Consider the following 15831-nt stretch of genomic DNA (forward strand, 5'->3'; position numbering starts at 1 on the left):
CCCCACCGGAGACCGGTCATGAAACGTCTTGCCACAGGCCTTCTGTTGCTCGCCCTCATGGCCGGCCCGGCGGCGGCCGAAACCCGCTTCTGGGCCTATGACGCGGCCGACCGCGTCACCCAGGCCCTGACGCGCGGCATCACCATCGAAATCCGGCGGAATTTCTTTGGTGCCGTCAGTGTCCAGCGCCTGTTCTCGACCACCGCACGCGGCTCGGCCGAAATCCGCCGGGGCGGTCCCGCCGCCACCCGCGCGGCCCTGCCGGCCGGCATTCGCGCCAATGACATCTATGGCATCGTCAAGGAGGGCGACGGTCGGGGTCTGGTCCGGGCGCTGTGTCCCGGTGCCGACGACGCCTGGCTGCTGACCGGGCGCATCCGCCAGGGCGATCCCATAACCCTGCACGCCGTAGGTCGCTGGGCCGACGGCGCCTATCGCCACTGTGTGACGCTCAGCTATTCCTATCGCGGCGAGTGGACCCTACCCGAGGGCGCCGTGCCCCAGCCTGACGAAACCTCCCCCTCGGCGCGATAAGGCTTTCGAACCGTCATGGATGGCTGTTAGCGTCGATCCATGTGTCCCGATCCGTCCCGCCCGAGCGCCGCATGAGACGCCTTTTCGACCTGCTCGGGGTGCTGGGTCTGGTCCTGCTGCTGTCGGCCTTTGACGAACGCGGCGCGGAACAGACGGTCACCCGTGTCCGCGCCGAATTGACCGACATATGGGCCCGCGTGTCCCCCTCGACGCCGGCGGCCTCTTCCGTGCCGACCCGGGCGGCGGATCATGCGCTGCGCGGCGCGTTCGCCGCCTCGGGCGAGGCCTCGCCCTGGCCCGCGCTGCTGGCCGACGGGGCCCGGCTGGAGATTTCCGGACTGGGGGCCCTGCGGACGCGGCCCCACCGCATCGCTTCGGGATCGGAGCCGCCCTTTGCCTCGGCGGGCCTCACACCCGGGCAACAGGTTGAGCTGCGCGAGATCGTCGACATGATCCCCGCCGAGCGGGGCCGGCCCCTGTGCGCCCCTGACGCGCCCCGCTATCTGGCGCTGGCGGGTCAGGGGCGGACCCTGCGCCTGATGGCCTTCGCCGACCGGCCCGAAGGTGATGCCCGGGCTTGCGCCGATCTGGCCTTCGATATTCCCTGACGACCGGCAGTGCGGAGACGGACATGAGCGGGGCGATCCGCATCCTGATGGCCGGACTGGCCGGGGCGATCCTGGGGTTGATCAGCTGGTCCGTGTCCGGACCGGACCTGCCGCGCGGCGGGTCTGACGCCGTGCCGGTGCGGATCGACAGCAACGGCTTTCACACCGATCTGGTCATGGACCGCGCGCCCCTGATCGCGCGGGGCGGGCCACTGGCCGAACTGGTCGCAGGCCTCGGCCCGGGCGAGGCCGTACGCATCGGCTGGGGCGATGCCCGCTTCTACGTCGATCAGAGCCCGGTCACCGCGCGCCTGCCCGACGGGGTCCGGGCCCTGTTCGCGCCCGGCAATCCCTCGGTCGTCATGCTCAGCCCGGTTGATCGACTGACCCCGGTGCGCGATCCAGAGCGCCAGGTGAAACTGACCCTGTCGCCCGACGCCTTTGAGGCCCTGGCCGCCCGGATCGAGGCATCGCTGGACCTGCCGGGGGGTGCGCCCCGGCTCAGCGCCACGGGGCCGGACGGGCGCACCCGCTTCTATGCCTCGGCAGAGACTTTCTGGATCGGGCGGATGTGCAATCGCTGGACGGCCGAGGTGCTGGCGGCCGCAGGCCTGACCGTCCATCCCGGGCGGACGGTCGTGGCCGGAGCCGTGCTGGCCGATGCCCGCTCCGCCGTGCCGCTGGACAGGTTGGGCGCGGGCGACTAAACCGCGCCCCCTTGTGCGCCGGCCCCCTCGCCGGCCGCCATAGAGCGAGAAAAACCGCCATGAGCCGACGCAAACACAGCGACACGGCCGGCCACGGCCCCAGCCAGCGCCAGCTGCGCGCCGCCGAACTGGTCCGCCACGCCCTGGTCGACATCCTGCGCGAGGAAGACATCCACGACGAGGCCCTGTCCGGCGTCTCGGTAACGGTGACCGAGGTGCGCCTGTCGCCCGACCTCAAGCACGCCACCTGTTTCGTCGAGCCGCTGGGCGCCGGAATCGAGACCGCCCCCGTCGCCGGCCATGAAAGCGAGATCGTCAAGGCCCTGAACGCCCACGCCAAATTCCTGCGAGGCGTGCTGGGACGCCGCATCGACATGAAGTTCACCCCCGACCTGCGCTTCCGCCACGACGAGAGTTTTGAGGTCGCGGCCCGCATGGACGCCCTGCTGGCCGACCCGCGCGTTCAGGCCGACCTGCAGGACGACGGGGACGAAGAATGATCCTCCCCCGCCGCTTTGCGGGGGAGGGGGACCCCGAAGGGGTGGAGGGGGCGACGGCCGGCGCACCGCTTGATTTCGCCCCCTCCACCAGCTTCGCTGGTCCCCCTCCCCCCTTCGCTATGCGAGTGGGGAGGATCCGCTGATGGCCCGCCGCAAGCGCGGTCAGGCCGTCAACGGCTGGGTCTGCCTCGACAAGCCGCTGGCGCTGGGCTCGACCGAGGCCGTGTCGATCGTGCGGCGCCTGTTCGATGCGCAGAAAGCGGGCCATGCTGGCACGCTGGATCCTCTGGCCACCGGCATCCTGCCGATTGCCCTGGGCGAAGCGACCAAGACGGTGCCGTTCATGATGGACGCCGAAAAGGTCTATCGCTTCACCATCACCTGGGGCGTCTCGACCGACAGCGTCGACGCCGAAGGCACGGAGATCGCCCGCTCGGACGCCCGCCCCCCGCGGGAGGCGGTCGAGGCCGCCCTGCCGACCTTCGTAGGTGAGATCGAGCAGGTGCCGCCGCGGTTTTCCGCCATCAAGGTCGACGGCCAGCGCGCCTATGACCTGGCCCGCGAGGGCGAGGCCTTCGAGCTGAAAGCCCGGCCCGTGACCATCCATGAGGCCGCGATCACCGCCTCGGACACGGACAGCGTCGAGATCCGGGTGCGGACCGGCAAGGGCGTCTATATCCGCTCGCTGGCGCGCGATCTGGCGGTCATGCTGGGCGCCGAGGGGCATGTGACGGCGCTCCGGCGCGAGCGGGTGGGGCCGTTTTCGACCGATAATGCGGTCACACTGGATATTCTGCGGGAAATGGTGCATAGGGGCGCCGCCTCGGAAGGTCTTCTTCCGGTCGCGACCGCTCTGGACGACATCCCGGATCTGGCCGTGACCGCGACGGATGCCTTCTCGCTTCGGCAGGGACGGCCGATCCTTCTGCTTCCCCGACAGATCGAAACCCTGAAGGCCCGGCTTTTGCCCGGCTCGCGGACCGTTTCGGCCTTCGAGGACGGAACCCTGGTCGCCCTTTGTCAGATGCGGGCCGGTCGGCTTGAACCCGACCGCGTTTTCAACCTGTCCTGACGCCAAAAAGCCAGGGACGGCCCTCAAGCAGCGAGCCACCGCGTGGCGAGCGTCAGGGCCACTTTATGGAGTTAAACGATGTCGATTACGCCTCAACGCAAGGCTGAAGTCATCACCGAGAATGCGCGCGGCGCCGGCGACACCGGTTCCGCCGAGGTGCAGGTGGCCATCCTGACCGAACGGATCGCCAACCTGACCGAGCACTTCAAGACCCACAAGAAGGACAACCACAGCCGTCGCGGCCTGCTCAAGCTGGTGTCGCAACGCCGGGGCCTTCTGGACCACCTCAAGAAAGTCGACGAAGGCCGCTATGCCGCCCTCATCGAAAAACTGGGCCTGCGCCGCTAGGGCCAGGTGACGGGAAGGGCCCGCGAGACGGGCCCTTTCTCTTATCCGCCATCGGCGGACCGGAGGCAGACGCCTCCACGACGCGAGGGCCACGCCGGTCCTCTTCCACCCCCGCCCGGATGCGACGGCGTATCCGGGTTCCTGGGCCCGAAGGACTGAGAATAGCCCTGACTGTCCGCCCCCATCGGCAATCCGGCCATGGGATACGAAAGAGAAAATATGTTCGATATCAAACGCAAGACCATCGAGTGGGCCGGTCGCCCGCTGACGCTGGAAACGGGCCGCATCGCCCGTCAGGCGGACGGCGCGGTTCTGGCCACCTATGGCGAGACCGTGGTGCTGGCCACCGTCGTCTATGGCCGCGCGCCCAAGCCCGGCCTCGATTTCTTCCCCCTGACGGTCAATTATCAGGAAAAGACCTTTGCCTCGGGTCGCATCCCCGGCGGCTATTTCAAGCGTGAAGGCCGCCCGACCGAAAAGGAAACCCTGGTTTCCCGCCTGATCGACCGCCCGATCCGCCCCCTGTTCGTCAAGGGTTTCAAGAACGAGACCCAGGTGATCGTCACCGTCCTGCAGCACGATCTGGAGAATGATCCGGACGTGGTCGGCATGGTCGCGGCCTCGGCCGCCCTGACGATCTCCGGCGTGCCCTTCATGGGCCCGATCGCCGCGGCCCGCGTCGGCTATGTCAACGGCGAGCTGGTCCTGAACCCGACCCTCGACCAGATGCCCGACTCGGATCTGGATCTGGTGGTCGCCGGCACCCAGGACGCCCTGATGATGGTCGAGTCCGAAGCGAAGGAGCTGTCGGAAGACACCTTCCTCGATGCCCTGATGTTCGCCCACAAGGGCATGCAGCCGGTCATCGATGCCATCATCGACCTGGCCGAGCACGCCGCCAAGGAGCCGTTCGACTTCCAGCCCGAGGATCACTCGGACGTGGTCGCCTCGATCAAGGGTCTGGTCGGCGAGGACATCAAGGCCGCCTATGCCCATGCCGGCAAGTATGAGCGCCGCACCGGCGTCGACGTGGCCAAGAAGAAGGCCGCCGAAGCCCTGGTCAAGACCGACGAGAACCCGGACGGCGTCGAGCCGGCCAAATTCGCCGCCGCCTTCAAGGAATGCGAGGCCGAGGTCCTGCGTCGCGACATCATCGAGAACGGCCACCGCGTCGACGGTCGCGCCCTCGACAAGGTCCGTCCGATCGTTTCGGAGGTCGGCGTCTTCCCGCGCACCCACGGTTCGGCCCTGTTCACCCGCGGTGAAACCCAGGCCATCGTCGTCGCCACCCTCGGCACCGGCGAGGACGAACAGTACATCGACGCCCTGACCGGGACCTATAAGGAGAAGTTCCTCCTGCACTACAACTTCCCCCCCTATTCGGTCGGGGAAACGGGCCGCATGGGCGGCGCCGGCCGTCGCGAGATCGGCCACGGCAAGCTGGCCTGGCGCGCCATTCGCCCGATGCTGCCGTCATCGGAGGAGTTCCCCTACACCATCCGTCTGGTGTCGGAGATCACCGAGTCGAACGGCTCGTCCTCCATGGCCACGGTCTGCGGTTCGTCGCTGGCCCTGATGGATGCCGGTGTGCCGCTCAAGAAGCCGGTCTCGGGCATTGCCATGGGCCTGATCCTGGAGCCCTCGGGCGAGTTCGCCATCCTGTCCGACATCCTGGGCGACGAGGACCACCTCGGCGACATGGACTTCAAGGTGGCCGGCACCCGTGACGGCATCACCAGCCTGCAGATGGACATCAAGGTCGCCGGCATCACCGAGGAGATCATGAAGAAGGCCATCGCCCAGGCGTCGGCCGGCCGTCTGCACATCCTCGATGAAATGGACAAGGCCATCGACGGGGCCCGCACCGAGCTGGGCGAGTTCGCGCCCAAGATCGAGCAGATCAAGATTCCGGTCGACAAGATCCGCGACGTGATCGGCACCGGCGGCAAGATCATCCGCGAAATCGTCGAGAAGACCGGCGCCAAGGTCAACATCGAGGACGACGGCACCGTCAAGATCGCCGCCTCGGAACAGGACAAGATCGACGCCGCCAAGGAGTGGATCAAATCGATCACCTCCGAGCCCGAGCCCGGCATGATCTATTCCGGCAAGGTCGTGAAGGTCGTCGACTTCGGCGCTTTCGTGAACTTCTTCGGTGCCAAGGACGGTCTGGTCCACGTGTCGCAGATCTCGCTGGAGCGCGTCGCCAACCCGGCCGACGTCCTGTCGGAAGGCCAGGAGGTCAAGGTCAAATTCCTGGGCTTCGACGATCGCGGCAAGACCAAGCTCAGCATGAAGGTCGTCGATCAGGAAACCGGTGAGGACATCACCGACAAGATCAACGCCGAACGCGCCGAACGCGGCGAGCCGCCGCTGTCGGACGACACGGGCGGCCGTCCCAAGCGGGAAGGCGGCGGTGATCGCGACCGCAGCCGCGGCCGTCGCCGCGACTGATCGCTGATCAACGATTGAGGAAAAGGCCCCGTCGGAAACGCCGGGGCCTTTTTCGTGGGGCCAAGGACGAACATCCTTCTCCCGCAAGGGGAGAAGGGCCGATACTGCTGGGCTCGGGCCGTCGATCACGATGGCCCGAGCCGAATTCCCTCGCCGTTTCAACACCCCGCAGATTCCCGCACCGTTCTGCCCGCCCTGGCCACCGCAGACCCCATACTGTCCGGTTGCCAATGCCGCCGCCGAGGGAGGCGTAGCCATTCCAGACGGTTCAGACGGTTCAGACGGTTCAGACGGTGTTTAATTCCTCCCCCGTCGGGGGAGGGGGACCGCGGCGCGCAGCGCCGGGGTGGTGGGGGCAGGCCGCCTGCCGACGAAGGCATCCCGATGTCTGCTGACTTGAGCCCCCTCCACCATCCTTCGGATGGTCCCCCTCCCCCAAGGGGGAGGAATGGATTCAGACTATTCAGACGGTGTTTTCGATGAGTGCAACGCATCTGAAATCGGCCTATGGCTGATGGTCTTCCTGTCCTGATCCGAGCCCGCCGGTGAGCCTGCCCCCCGAGACCGTTCCGACGCCCGAGGCGACGGCCACCTCCGCCCCGCCCACCCGGCGTGAAGGCGGCATGGTGCGGTCCTCGGCCATTTTTAGCGGCCTGACCCTGATCAGTCGCGGCGCGGGATTCGCGCGCGATGTGGTCATCTCGGCCGCGCTTGGCGCCTCGGCCGGACCTGCCGCCGACGCCTATAATACCGCCCTCAGCTTCCCAAACCTGTTCCGGCGCATCTTTGCCGAGGGGGCGTTCGCCGCGGCCTTCGTACCCGCCTATGCCCGCACGCTCGAGACCGAGGGCCCCGAGGCCGCCGACCGGGTTGCGACGCAGGCCCTGGCCATGGTCGCCATGGTCACCGTGGTCCTGACGATCATCGCCCAGCTGGCCATGCCGTGGATCATGACGGTCATCAACGTCGGATTCCTGAACGATCCGGCGCGGTTCAAGCTGGCCGTGGTCCTGACCCAGATCACCATGCCCTATCTGCCGTGCATGGCGGTCGCCGCCCTGCTGTCCGGCGTTCTGAACGCGCGGGGCCGGTTCATCGTCTCGGGCGCCTACCCGATCCTGCTGAACCTGATCATGCTGGCCGCCGTCATTCCGGCGACGGGCGGACAGGTCGGCGCGGCCTATGCGGCGTCCTGGGCGGTGCTGGCGGCGGGCGTGGCCCAGGCCGGCCTGTGCTGGTGGGCGGTGCGCCGGGCCGGGGCCAACATCCGCCTGGCGATCCCGCGCCTGACGCCAGCGGTCAAGGCCATCATCATCACCGCCATCCCCGCCGCCATCGGCAATTCGGCCACCCAGGTGAATGTCTTCATCTCGGGCAATCTGGCCAGTTTCGTCGAGGGCGGCCGCAGCTGGCTGGCGACTGCGGACCGGCTGTACCAGCTGCCGCTGGGTCTGGTGGGGGTGGCGATCGGCATCGCCCTTCTGCCGCGCCTGTCGGCGGCCGTGGCCTCCAACGACCATGAGCGGCAGAAGGCCTCGATGGATCAGGCCGTGCTGCTGTCCATGGCCCTGACCCTGCCCGCCGCCGCCGCCCTGATGGGCATGCCCTATTTCCTGATCGACGCCCTGTTCACGCGCGGCGCCTTCCTCGACGTCGACGCCCGCGCCACGGCCGAGGCCCTGTTCCAGTTCGGCTGGGGCGTGCCGGCCTTTGTGCTGATCCGCATCCTCGCCCCGGCCTTCTTCGCGCGCGGCGACACCCGCTCGCCGATGCGATTTGCCCTGGTGTCGGTGGCCGTCAATGCCGTGGTGGCCGTGGGGCTGTTCTATTCGGGCATGGGCGTGCCCGGCATCGCCGCCGCCGTCAGTGCCGCCGCCTGGTCGAATGCCGGCCTGCTGGGGCTCACGCTGTGGCGGCGCGACCATTACCGGCCCGGCCCGGCGCTGGTCTCGCGCCTGATCCGCATCGCCTTCGCCGCCGCCGGTATGGGCGCGCTGGTCGCCGTCGCCACCTGGGGGCGGCCGTATTATGAGCCGTCGGTCGGACAGGCCCTGTCGGGTCTCGGTCTTGACCACGGCGCCAAGGAGCTCTCGGTCCTGCTGGTCACCGCCCTCGGCGGCCTGGCCTATGCCGTCCTCGCCCTCGCCACCCGGGCGGTGCGCATTTCCGAGCTGAAGGCGCTGGTCCAGCGCGGCAATGGAGCCAGGGCCTGATGCCCGCTCTTGCCCTCCCGCCCCTGCTGGGGCATGGCCCTGACCATGACTGATACGCCTCCCGTCTATTCCGGTCCGCGCCGCATCCTTTCCGGCATCCAGGCCTCGGGTGCCTTGCACCTCGGCAACTATCTGGGCGCGCTCAAACGCTTCACCCAGCTGCAGGAGGCGGGCGCCCCCTGTTTCCTGTTCGTCGCCGACCTGCACGCCATCACCGTCTGGCAGGAACCCGAAAAGCTGGCCGCCCAGACGCGCGAGATCGCCGCCGCCTATCTGGCCTCGGGCCTCGATCCGGCGCGCTCGGTGATCTTCCCCCAGTCGGCCGTGCGCGCCCATGCGGAGCTGGCCTGGGTGTTCAACTGCGTCGCCCGCCTCGGCTGGCTGGACCGCATGACCCAGTTCAAGGAGAAGTCGGGCAAGCACAAGGAACGCGCCTCGGTCGGCCTCTATACCTATCCGGTGCTGCAGGCCGCCGACATCCTGGTCTACAAGGCCACCGAGGTCCCGACCGGCGAAGACCAGAAGCAGCACCTCGAGCTGACCCGCGATATCGCCCAGAAGTTCAACAATGACTTTGGCGTGCCGGGCTTCTTCCCGATCCCCGACCCGGTCATCCAGGGCCCGGCCCCGCGCGTGATGAGTCTCAGGGACGGTCAGGCCAAGATGTCCAAGTCGGACCCGTCCGACCTGTCGCGCATCAATCTGACCGACGATGCCGACATCATCGCCGCCAAGGTGCGAAAGGCCAAGACCGACCCCGAGCCCCTGCCCGATACGATGGAGGGGCTGGAAGGCCGGCCCGAGGCGAAGAACCTCGTCACCCTGTATGCCGCCCTGTCGGACCAGACGAAGGAGGCCGTGCTGGCCGAGTTCGCCGGGCAGGGCTTTGGCGCCTTCAAGCCGAAACTGGCCGAGGTGGCGGTCGCCGCCATGGCCCCGGTCACGACCGAGATGCGCCGCCTGATGGCCGACCCGGCCGAGATCGACCGCGTGCTGGCTGACGGTGCCGAACGCGCCGCCGCCGTCGCCGACCCCGTGGTCGATGAGGTCAAGCGGATCGTGGGCTTCTGGAGGGCCTAGGATGAGCACCCATACCGCAACCGTCGACTGGTCGAGGGGCGATCAATCGTTCACCGACGGGGTCTATTCCCGGGGCCACGCGTGGCGGTTCGACGGGGGTGCCGTGGTGCGCGGCTCGTCCGCGCCGCCGGTGCCGGGCTCTGACCCGTCGGCCGTCGATCCGGAAGAGGCGCTGGTGGCGGCCGTTTCCGCCTGCCATATGCTGTTCTTTCTGGCCTTTGCGGCCAAGGCCGGCCTGACGGTTGACCGCTATACGGACGCGGCCGTGGCCGAGATGGGCCGGGACGACCGGGGCAAGGTGTCGATCACGCGCGTGACCCTGCGCCCCGACATCCGCTGGGGCGGCGAGACTCCCCCGGCCGGGGTGCTGGACGACCTGCACCACCGGGCGCACGAGGCCTGCTATCTCGCCAATTCCATCCGGGGCGAGGTGGTCGTCGAGCCGGTCTAGAGCGCCGGCGCCAGATCCGTCAGCAGGGCGGTGAAGCGCTGGATCGCCTCGCGAGTCAGCTCGGGGTCGTGGCGCATGGGCGGGGCGCTCATCGGCTCATCGAAGGAATGCGTGCCCTCGGCGATCCAGGTCTCGACCTCGACGCCACAGTTTCGGACCATGGCATGGACCCGTTCGGCATTGCGGACCGTGGTCAGGTGGTCGGTGCGGGCGATCACGCCGATGGTCCGGGGACAGTGCCGCCAGGGCTTCATCCGGTTGGCCGCCAGAAGGCCGACGTAGGGATAGGCCAGCCAGGCCCCCTTCACCCCCGCGAGGTCGCAGGCGGCGGGGTCGGCGAGACCCAGCGCCCCGGGCCGGGGGTCGGCGCTCATGGCCTCCATGATCCCCCAGCCGCCGTGGCTCCATCCGGCCAGGCACAGGCGATCGGCATCGACCTCGGGCCGGCGGGACAGGCCGTCGATCGTGGCCAGCACATCCCCACCCCGGGCGTGCCCGCGGAAATGCAGCCCGGTGCAGACCGTGGCCATGGCGAAGGCGCGGCTCCACCCCCTCGGCGCGAAGGAATCAATGATGTACGCCCGCCAGCCCGCCGCCTTCGCCGCTTCGGCATAGAGGGGCAGATGGTCCCGAATCCCGCCGCACCCATGGAACAGCAAAACCGCCGGACGCGGCCGGCCGTCGTCCGGCCCGACCGCCGTCACATGCGGCTCCAGCCGGGCCCAGCGTTCCGCAAGCGTGTCCATGTTCACCCCCTGTCGCCCTCAAGCCGCGAGCAACCGCGTTGCGAGCGTTAGCGCCCCTCGATCAGTGCCGGAAGACACGGACCCCCGTAAAGGCCATGGCGATGCCCTTCTCGTCGGCGGCGGCGATCACCTCGGCGTCGCGGATCGAGCCGCCGGGCTGGATGACCGAGGTGGCCCCGGCGGCGACCGCCTCCAGCAGACCATCGGCGAAGGGGAAGAAGGCCTCCGACGCACAGGCCGAGCCCTCGGCCAGCGAGGGCAGACCCTGGGCCTCTCCCGCCTCGCGGGCGCGGATGGCGGCGATGCGGGCGCTGTCGCGGCGGTTCATCTGGCCCGCGCCGATCCCCGCCGTCTGGCCGTCCTTCGCATAGACGATGGCGTTGGACTTGACGTGCTTGGCCACGGTGAAGGCGAACAGCATGTCCCGCACCTCCTCGTCGCTGGGCTGGCGCCTGGTGACGATGGTCAGGTCGGCCGGCGTGATGCGCGCCAGATCGCGCGACTGGACGAGGAAGCCTCCGGCCACCGAGCGGAACACCGATCCCGCCTGCATCGGATCGGGCAGGCCGTCGGTCAGCATCAGGCGCAGGTTCTTCTTGCCCGCAAAGACGGCCAGCGCCGCTTCATCGGCGCCGGGGGCGATGACCACCTCGGTGAAGATGTCGGTGATCAGCCGCGCGTCCGCCTCGGCCAGAGGCCGGTTGACCGCGACCACCCCGCCGAAGGCCGACACGGAATCGCAGGCCAGGGCCCGCTGATAGGCGCTCGACAGGTCTGCCCCGACCGCCACGCCACACGGGTTGGCATGCTTGACGATCACACAGGCCGGCTCAGCGAACTCAGCCACCAACTCATAGGCGGCGTCGGCATCGGCGATGTTGTTGTAGCCCAGTTCCTTGCCCTGCAGCTGACGGGCATTGGCGACGCCGGGCCGGCGGTCGGCCGTGCGGTAGAAGGCGCCCGTCTGGTGCGGGTTTTCGCCATAGCGCAGGGTCTGGGCCAGGGTGCCGGCGATGGACTTTCGGACCGGCGCCGCATCCTCGACCCGGTCGGCGAACCAGCCACTGACGGCGGCGTCATAGGCGGCGGTGCGGGCAAAGGCGCGGGCGGCCAGCTGTTTCCGCAAGGCCAGAGAGGTCGCGCCGTCGGCCGTCAGGGCCGCAATGACCTGATCCATGGCCTCGCGGTCAACGCAGACGGCGACATGGCCGTGGTTCTTGGCCGCCGAGCGGATCATGGCCGGGCCGCCGATGTCGATGTTCTCGATACAGGCCTCGAAACCCGCGCCTGACTCAACGGTGGATTCAAAGGGATAGAGATCGATCCAGGCGATGTCGATCGGACCGATGCCGTGTTGATCCATGGCCTCGGCATGGGTCGGGGCGTTGCGGACGCCCAGCAGGCCGCCGTGCACCACCGGGTGCAGCGTCTTGACCCGGCCGTCCATCATTTCCGGAAAGTCCGTCAGGTCGGTCACATCGCGCACCGGCAGGCCGGCCTTGTCGATCGCGGCGCGGGTGCCGCCCGTGGATACCAGCTCCACCCCAAGGTCGTGGAGGGCCCGGGCGACGTCTTCCAGCCCCGCCTTGTCGGACAGGGAGATCAGGGCGCGGACCGGGCGTACGGCATCGGGGGCGGGCGGAAAGTCGGGAGCAGCGGGCATGGCGGGGCTCGGTCTGGAAAGGCGCGGGGAGGGCGGGACTGGCCGCGCGTCTAGCACCGCCCGGACGCCCGCGCAAAACCGGCCCGTCCGCTCAGCCCGGATCCTGCTCGACCAGCTGTCGGACTTCCTCGGCAATCGCTTCGGGCCGGGGGGCGGTCTCGGCGCGGCGCGTATCCTGACGGCGCGACAGCGTCCAGGTCTTGTCCTCGACAAAGGCCTGTCCATCGAACGCCAGAACCGTGACGGTGATGGTCTCGTCGTCCCACTCGATACGGTTGATGCTGGGGGGTACGCCCCGCAGCCGGTGCGACAGGGTTCCACAGCCGACTGCATAGGACCTGTGGTCGCCCAGCTGGATCGGCAGGGCGAAGGGCACATGGACGTGACCGCTCAGGACCAGATCGACGCCGGCGTCGGCGAACAGCTGGGCCGCCTTGCGTCCCCGCTTCACATCACCGGTGACGGGCGCTCCCTCCATCTCGATCAAGGGGTGATGGACGGCCACGATCCGGAGCGCCCCCGCCGGAGCCCGCGTCAGGGCGTCCGCGGCGCGGGCCGTCTGGTCCAGATCGATGACGCCCTTGGACCAGTTCAGACGGGCCTGCCAGCCGCGCGCCGTGGTGATGCCGCGCACCATCAGGGCCGTGTGGCTCAGACGGGCGCTGAACTGGTGGTCATGGGCCGGATGACCCACCGCCGCCTCGAACGCCGTCCAGGGGTGAAAGACGCGGGCGATCAGGTCCCAATAGGGCACGTCGTGATTGCCGACGGTGACGAACACCGGCGTCGGCAGGCTTTCGATCCAGCGGGCGGCGGCGACGAATTCGGACCGGGCCCCGACCTGGGTGATGTCGCCGGTGATCAGGGTCAGATCCGGCCGCGTGTCATGCAGCAGGGCATGAGTCGCCGCGACCGCGTCCGGAATCTCACAGCCGAAATGAATGTCCGATATCTGGATGAGCCGTCCCATCAGACCTCGCCCTCCGGATTTGCTTCCGGTTCGGGGGCGGGGGCAAGGGCGCGGAAGGCGACGGCGTCAAAGATCACCTCGGCCTCGGCGTCCAGCAGGGTCGGCTCGCCGTCAATCACGGCGGGGATGCGCGAACGGGCCGAGACGCTGGCATAGCGGGTTGTGCGGGTGCGGACCGCCGGGTCTCGCCGCCAGTCATCAAACAGGGCGTGGGCCGCCAGGCGAAAGGCTTCGGCCGCCCCGGCGGTATTCATGGCGGCGGCCTCCAGACCTTCTGCGGCATCGACCGCCCGCGAGATGGTGGGGCTGATCAGAACCAGGGCCTCGGCACGCGAGGGGTGATGTCCCACCAAGGTATAGCGCAGCCGTCCGCTGAAGGCCCGGCGCAGGGCCCTCTGTCCGTAAAGCCAGGCCAGCCGGAGCCGTCCGGTGCGAACCGCCTCGCGCGCCGGAGCCCACAAGGCGGGCGCCCCCAGAATGGCGGCGCAGAAGAAGGGGCGAGAGTCGGCCGCATCGACCACGCGGCCCCCGGCGACGGGGACTTCGATGCCGGTTTCCAGGGCGCGACGCAGGGCTTCCTTCCAGTCGCCGGTACCGTACAGCGCCTTGGGCAGCATGTTCATGGTGCCGCCGGGCAGGGGCGCGACCAGGGGGCCGTCTGGCCCCGCGCGCGCCGCGATGGTACCGGCCGTCCCGTCGCCGGCCAGAACGAACAGGGCGTCGGCGCCGGTGGAAAAGGCCTCATCCACCTGGGCTTCGAACCGGTCGGGTTCCAGGGCGATGATCGTGGCGCGGAGGGGATAATCGGCGAGGATCGCCTCGACCTCGGCCACGGCGGTGGCCCCGACCCCGCCCGACAGCGGATTGACCAGGACCACGATGGAGTCCAGCGGCACGGCGGTCGTCAGCATCCGCGCAGGCGATGACTCGTCTACGGTCAAGGTTTCAGCCATGGCCGGTCAACGTGCCGACCCGCCATGGCGTTCCACCGCAGGCGCGGGCCTTCAGGGGTTGCGCAACGCGTCCGCCGTCGTTTCGGCACCGGTCTCGAGGGCCTCACCCGTCTTTTCGGCCAGATTTCCGGCTTCGTCCGCGACGGTCTCCGCCGCCTCCGGGGTCTGACCGACCAGACCCCTTGCGCCGTCGACGCCCCGGGTGATCCAGCCATCGAGCACGGCCCCGCCCCCGGCAAGGGACTGTTCCTTGATGCCGAGCGCGATCGTCAGGGCTCCAAACACGGCAAGAAGCGTGATGATGAAGCCGATAAGGCCCGAGAGACCGGCACCGGACCGGCGCTTCTTGCGGGCCCAGACCGGGCCAGCATCCCCCTCCGACATACGAGTGATCTGATTGAACCGCATACGCTAAAACCCCCTACGTTCGAGAGCGTCGGCGGCACAAACATCCCCCCGACCGCCGTCTTCCCGGACCTTAATACAGTCTTAATGCGATATATAGTCGAGGAACCGGGGCAGTATTCCAGCGTTCTCACCCCGGGGGCGAACTGAAGGGAAAAGGGATTGACGATGAAGAAGGCAATTTTCGCCATTGCGGCCGCGGGCCTGCTGACCGCCGCCTGTGCCAGTGATCCGTATGGCAATCCGAACCAGACCGTCCGGCAGGGCGCGGCCGGCGCGGCCATCGGTGCCGTGGCCGGTGCGGTGATCGGCAACAATGTCGGCGACGGCAATGCCGGTCGCGGTGCGGCCATTGGTGCCGTGGTCGGCGGCGCGGCCGGGGCCATTCGCGGTTCCGCCGAGGACCGCGCCAACCAGCGTCGCGCCTACGACCAGCAGCGCGGTGCGTATTACTACTGCTACCCGGAAGGCGACTGCTATTGGGAAAACGGCACGCGCCGGAACCCGCCGCGGTAAGGATCGCGGACTGAAAATCTGAAGCAAGAGGCGGTCTTTCCATGCGGGAAGGCCGCCTTTTTCTGTTAGGGTGGGAGCCTGTTGGGTGGGAGCTGATCATGTCATCGATGTCGAGACCGGGTTTCATGGCCGTCGCGGGGGCCGCGGCCCTTGCTCTGGCGGGGTGCGAAGGGTCGGGTGTGTTCCGGGACCGGAGCGAACTGGTCGCCGCGCCCACGACCTGTACCGCCAAGCGGTTCGACATCTATTTCGGTGAGGGACAGGCGCAGCTGACGGAGCCGGCGCGCCAGGCGATCCGTCTGACCGCCGACCAGTTGAAGGACTGCGATATCCGCAAGGTGCAGGTGATCGGCCTGGCCTCGGCCACCGGATCATCGCCCGCCAACCAGACCCTGTCGGAGCGGCGCGCGATCGCCGTGACCGCGGCGCTTGAGGCTGAAGGCTGGCCCCTGCCGGCGTTCGAGATCGCGGTGGTGGGCGATTCCGGAGCGGTGACCGCCGACGGCCGGTCCGAGCCGCTGCGCCGCCGGACCGAGGTCATCGTCGAGGCCGTGCCGCGCCGATAGCCGCGACCCGAGGTCGCAGACCGGACCCGGGGGGCGTGACCCGGC

General features: G+C 68.8%; 17 protein-coding genes. 12 read left to right on the forward strand and 5 right to left on the reverse strand.

Features of this window, described 5'->3' with window-relative positions:
- Positions 1 to 18: 18 nt before the first annotated feature.
- The 10 genes from IBJ06_RS07920 (at position 19) to IBJ06_RS07965 (ending at position 9967) form a co-directional block, all read left to right on the forward strand.
- A complete protein-coding gene (locus tag IBJ06_RS07920; protein ID WP_292158974.1) occupies positions 19 to 534 on the forward strand; it encodes a hypothetical protein in 516 nt (171 codons plus the stop codon).
- A 71-nt stretch (positions 535 to 605) separates the two neighbouring features.
- Positions 606 to 1142: a hypothetical protein gene (locus tag IBJ06_RS07925; protein ID WP_292158976.1), complete on the forward strand. Its 537-nt coding sequence runs from the start codon at positions 606 to 608 to the stop codon at positions 1140 to 1142.
- A gap of 23 nt (positions 1143 to 1165) precedes the next feature.
- Positions 1166 to 1849, forward strand: a complete 684-nt coding sequence (locus tag IBJ06_RS07930; RefSeq protein ID WP_292158978.1) for a DUF2459 domain-containing protein — start codon at positions 1166 to 1168, stop codon at positions 1847 to 1849.
- Between the two features lie 59 nt (positions 1850 to 1908).
- Positions 1909 to 2349, forward strand: a complete 441-nt coding sequence (gene rbfA / locus IBJ06_RS07935) for a 30S ribosome-binding factor RbfA (protein WP_292158980.1) — start codon at positions 1909 to 1911, stop codon at positions 2347 to 2349.
- A 142-nt stretch (positions 2350 to 2491) separates the two neighbouring features.
- Complete coding sequence (truB, locus tag IBJ06_RS07940) at positions 2492 to 3421, forward strand: tRNA pseudouridine(55) synthase TruB (protein WP_292158981.1); 930 nt, start codon at positions 2492 to 2494, stop codon at positions 3419 to 3421.
- A gap of 78 nt (positions 3422 to 3499) precedes the next feature.
- Positions 3500 to 3769, forward strand: a complete 270-nt coding sequence (gene rpsO, locus IBJ06_RS07945) for a 30S ribosomal protein S15 (RefSeq protein ID WP_292158982.1) — start codon at positions 3500 to 3502, stop codon at positions 3767 to 3769.
- Positions 3770 to 3988: 219 nt separating this feature from the next.
- Positions 3989 to 6223, forward strand: coding sequence for a polyribonucleotide nucleotidyltransferase (gene pnp / locus IBJ06_RS07950; protein ID WP_292158983.1), 2235 nt, complete (start codon positions 3989 to 3991; stop codon positions 6221 to 6223).
- A 545-nt stretch (positions 6224 to 6768) separates the two neighbouring features.
- Positions 6769 to 8436 (forward strand): murein biosynthesis integral membrane protein MurJ, encoded by a 1668-nt coding sequence (gene murJ / locus IBJ06_RS07955; RefSeq protein WP_365812282.1) that lies wholly within the window; start codon positions 6769 to 6771, stop codon positions 8434 to 8436.
- A gap of 45 nt (positions 8437 to 8481) precedes the next feature.
- Complete coding sequence (gene trpS, locus IBJ06_RS07960) at positions 8482 to 9516, forward strand: tryptophan--tRNA ligase (RefSeq protein WP_292158984.1); 1035 nt, start codon at positions 8482 to 8484, stop codon at positions 9514 to 9516.
- A gap of 1 nt (position 9517) precedes the next feature.
- On the forward strand, positions 9518 to 9967 hold the full coding sequence (locus IBJ06_RS07965) for an OsmC family protein (protein ID WP_292158985.1): 450 nt from the start codon (positions 9518 to 9520) through the stop codon (positions 9965 to 9967).
- On the opposite strand, the gene IBJ06_RS07970 is transcribed toward IBJ06_RS07965, so the two are convergent.
- The 5 genes from IBJ06_RS07970 to IBJ06_RS07990 all read right to left on the reverse strand — a co-directional run bounded on the left by IBJ06_RS07970 (position 9964) and on the right by IBJ06_RS07990 (position 14683).
- On the reverse strand, positions 9964 to 10713 hold the full coding sequence (locus IBJ06_RS07970) for a dienelactone hydrolase family protein (RefSeq protein ID WP_292158987.1): 750 nt from the start codon (positions 10711 to 10713) through the stop codon (positions 9964 to 9966). The two genes, IBJ06_RS07965 and IBJ06_RS07970, sit on opposite strands and share 4 nt — an antisense overlap.
- Before the next feature lie 61 nt (positions 10714 to 10774).
- On the reverse strand, positions 10775 to 12376 hold the full coding sequence (gene purH, locus IBJ06_RS07975; RefSeq protein ID WP_292158989.1) for a bifunctional phosphoribosylaminoimidazolecarboxamide formyltransferase/IMP cyclohydrolase: 1602 nt from the start codon (positions 12374 to 12376) through the stop codon (positions 10775 to 10777).
- Between the two features lie 91 nt (positions 12377 to 12467).
- Entirely contained in the window at positions 12468 to 13346 is an 879-nt protein-coding gene (locus tag IBJ06_RS07980; protein WP_292158991.1) for a metallophosphoesterase, read from the reverse strand.
- A complete protein-coding gene (locus tag IBJ06_RS07985) occupies positions 13346 to 14299 on the reverse strand; it encodes a diacylglycerol kinase family protein (protein ID WP_292158993.1) in 954 nt (317 codons plus the stop codon). The genes IBJ06_RS07980 and IBJ06_RS07985 overlap by 1 nt, the downstream gene beginning before the upstream one ends.
- Positions 14300 to 14350: 51 nt before the next feature.
- Positions 14351 to 14683 carry a hypothetical protein gene (locus IBJ06_RS07990; protein WP_292158996.1) on the reverse strand — a complete coding sequence of 111 codons (333 nt, stop codon included), beginning with the start codon at positions 14681 to 14683 and terminating at the stop codon, positions 14351 to 14353.
- Positions 14684 to 14872: 189 nt separating this feature from the next.
- On the opposite strand from IBJ06_RS07990, the gene IBJ06_RS07995 reads away from it, so the two are divergent.
- Positions 14873 to 15220 (forward strand): YMGG-like glycine zipper-containing protein, encoded by a 348-nt coding sequence (locus IBJ06_RS07995; protein ID WP_292158998.1) that lies wholly within the window; start codon positions 14873 to 14875, stop codon positions 15218 to 15220.
- A gap of 98 nt (positions 15221 to 15318) precedes the next feature.
- Complete coding sequence (locus tag IBJ06_RS08000; protein ID WP_292159000.1) at positions 15319 to 15786, forward strand: OmpA family protein; 468 nt, start codon at positions 15319 to 15321, stop codon at positions 15784 to 15786.
- The last annotated feature ends 45 nt before the right edge of the window (positions 15787 to 15831 follow it).

Origin of the sequence: Brevundimonas sp., from assembly GCF_016742135.1 — a bacterium.
Classification (GTDB): Bacteria; Pseudomonadota; Alphaproteobacteria; order Caulobacterales; family Caulobacteraceae; genus Brevundimonas.

Excerpts from the sequence above, each read along its gene's own strand:
- IBJ06_RS07920 (WP_292158974.1), top strand. The coding sequence starts at position 19 with ATGAAACGTCTTGCCACAGGCCTTCTGTTGCTCGCCCTCATGGCCGGC.
- IBJ06_RS07925 (WP_292158976.1), top strand. The coding sequence starts at position 606 with ATGAGACGCCTTTTCGACCTGCTCGGGGTGCTGGGTCTGGTCCTGCTG.
- IBJ06_RS07930 (WP_292158978.1), top strand. The coding sequence starts at position 1,166 with ATGAGCGGGGCGATCCGCATCCTGATGGCCGGACTGGCCGGGGCGATC.
- rbfA (WP_292158980.1), top strand. The coding sequence starts at position 1,909 with ATGAGCCGACGCAAACACAGCGACACGGCCGGCCACGGCCCCAGCCAG.
- truB (WP_292158981.1), top strand. The coding sequence starts at position 2,492 with ATGGCCCGCCGCAAGCGCGGTCAGGCCGTCAACGGCTGGGTCTGCCTC.
- rpsO (WP_292158982.1), top strand. The coding sequence starts at position 3,500 with ATGTCGATTACGCCTCAACGCAAGGCTGAAGTCATCACCGAGAATGCG.
- pnp (WP_292158983.1), top strand. The coding sequence starts at position 3,989 with ATGTTCGATATCAAACGCAAGACCATCGAGTGGGCCGGTCGCCCGCTG.
- trpS (WP_292158984.1), top strand. The coding sequence starts at position 8,482 with ATGACTGATACGCCTCCCGTCTATTCCGGTCCGCGCCGCATCCTTTCC.
- IBJ06_RS07965 (WP_292158985.1), top strand. The coding sequence starts at position 9,518 with ATGAGCACCCATACCGCAACCGTCGACTGGTCGAGGGGCGATCAATCG.
- IBJ06_RS07970 (WP_292158987.1), bottom strand. The coding sequence starts at position 10,713 with ATGGACACGCTTGCGGAACGCTGGGCCCGGCTGGAGCCGCATGTGACG.
- purH (WP_292158989.1), bottom strand. The coding sequence starts at position 12,376 with ATGCCCGCTGCTCCCGACTTTCCGCCCGCCCCCGATGCCGTACGCCCG.
- IBJ06_RS07980 (WP_292158991.1), bottom strand. The coding sequence starts at position 13,346 with ATGGGACGGCTCATCCAGATATCGGACATTCATTTCGGCTGTGAGATT.
- IBJ06_RS07985 (WP_292158993.1), bottom strand. The coding sequence starts at position 14,299 with ATGGCTGAAACCTTGACCGTAGACGAGTCATCGCCTGCGCGGATGCTG.
- IBJ06_RS07990 (WP_292158996.1), bottom strand. The coding sequence starts at position 14,683 with ATGTCGGAGGGGGATGCTGGCCCGGTCTGGGCCCGCAAGAAGCGCCGG.
- IBJ06_RS07995 (WP_292158998.1), top strand. The coding sequence starts at position 14,873 with ATGAAGAAGGCAATTTTCGCCATTGCGGCCGCGGGCCTGCTGACCGCC.
- IBJ06_RS08000 (WP_292159000.1), top strand. The coding sequence starts at position 15,319 with ATGTCATCGATGTCGAGACCGGGTTTCATGGCCGTCGCGGGGGCCGCG.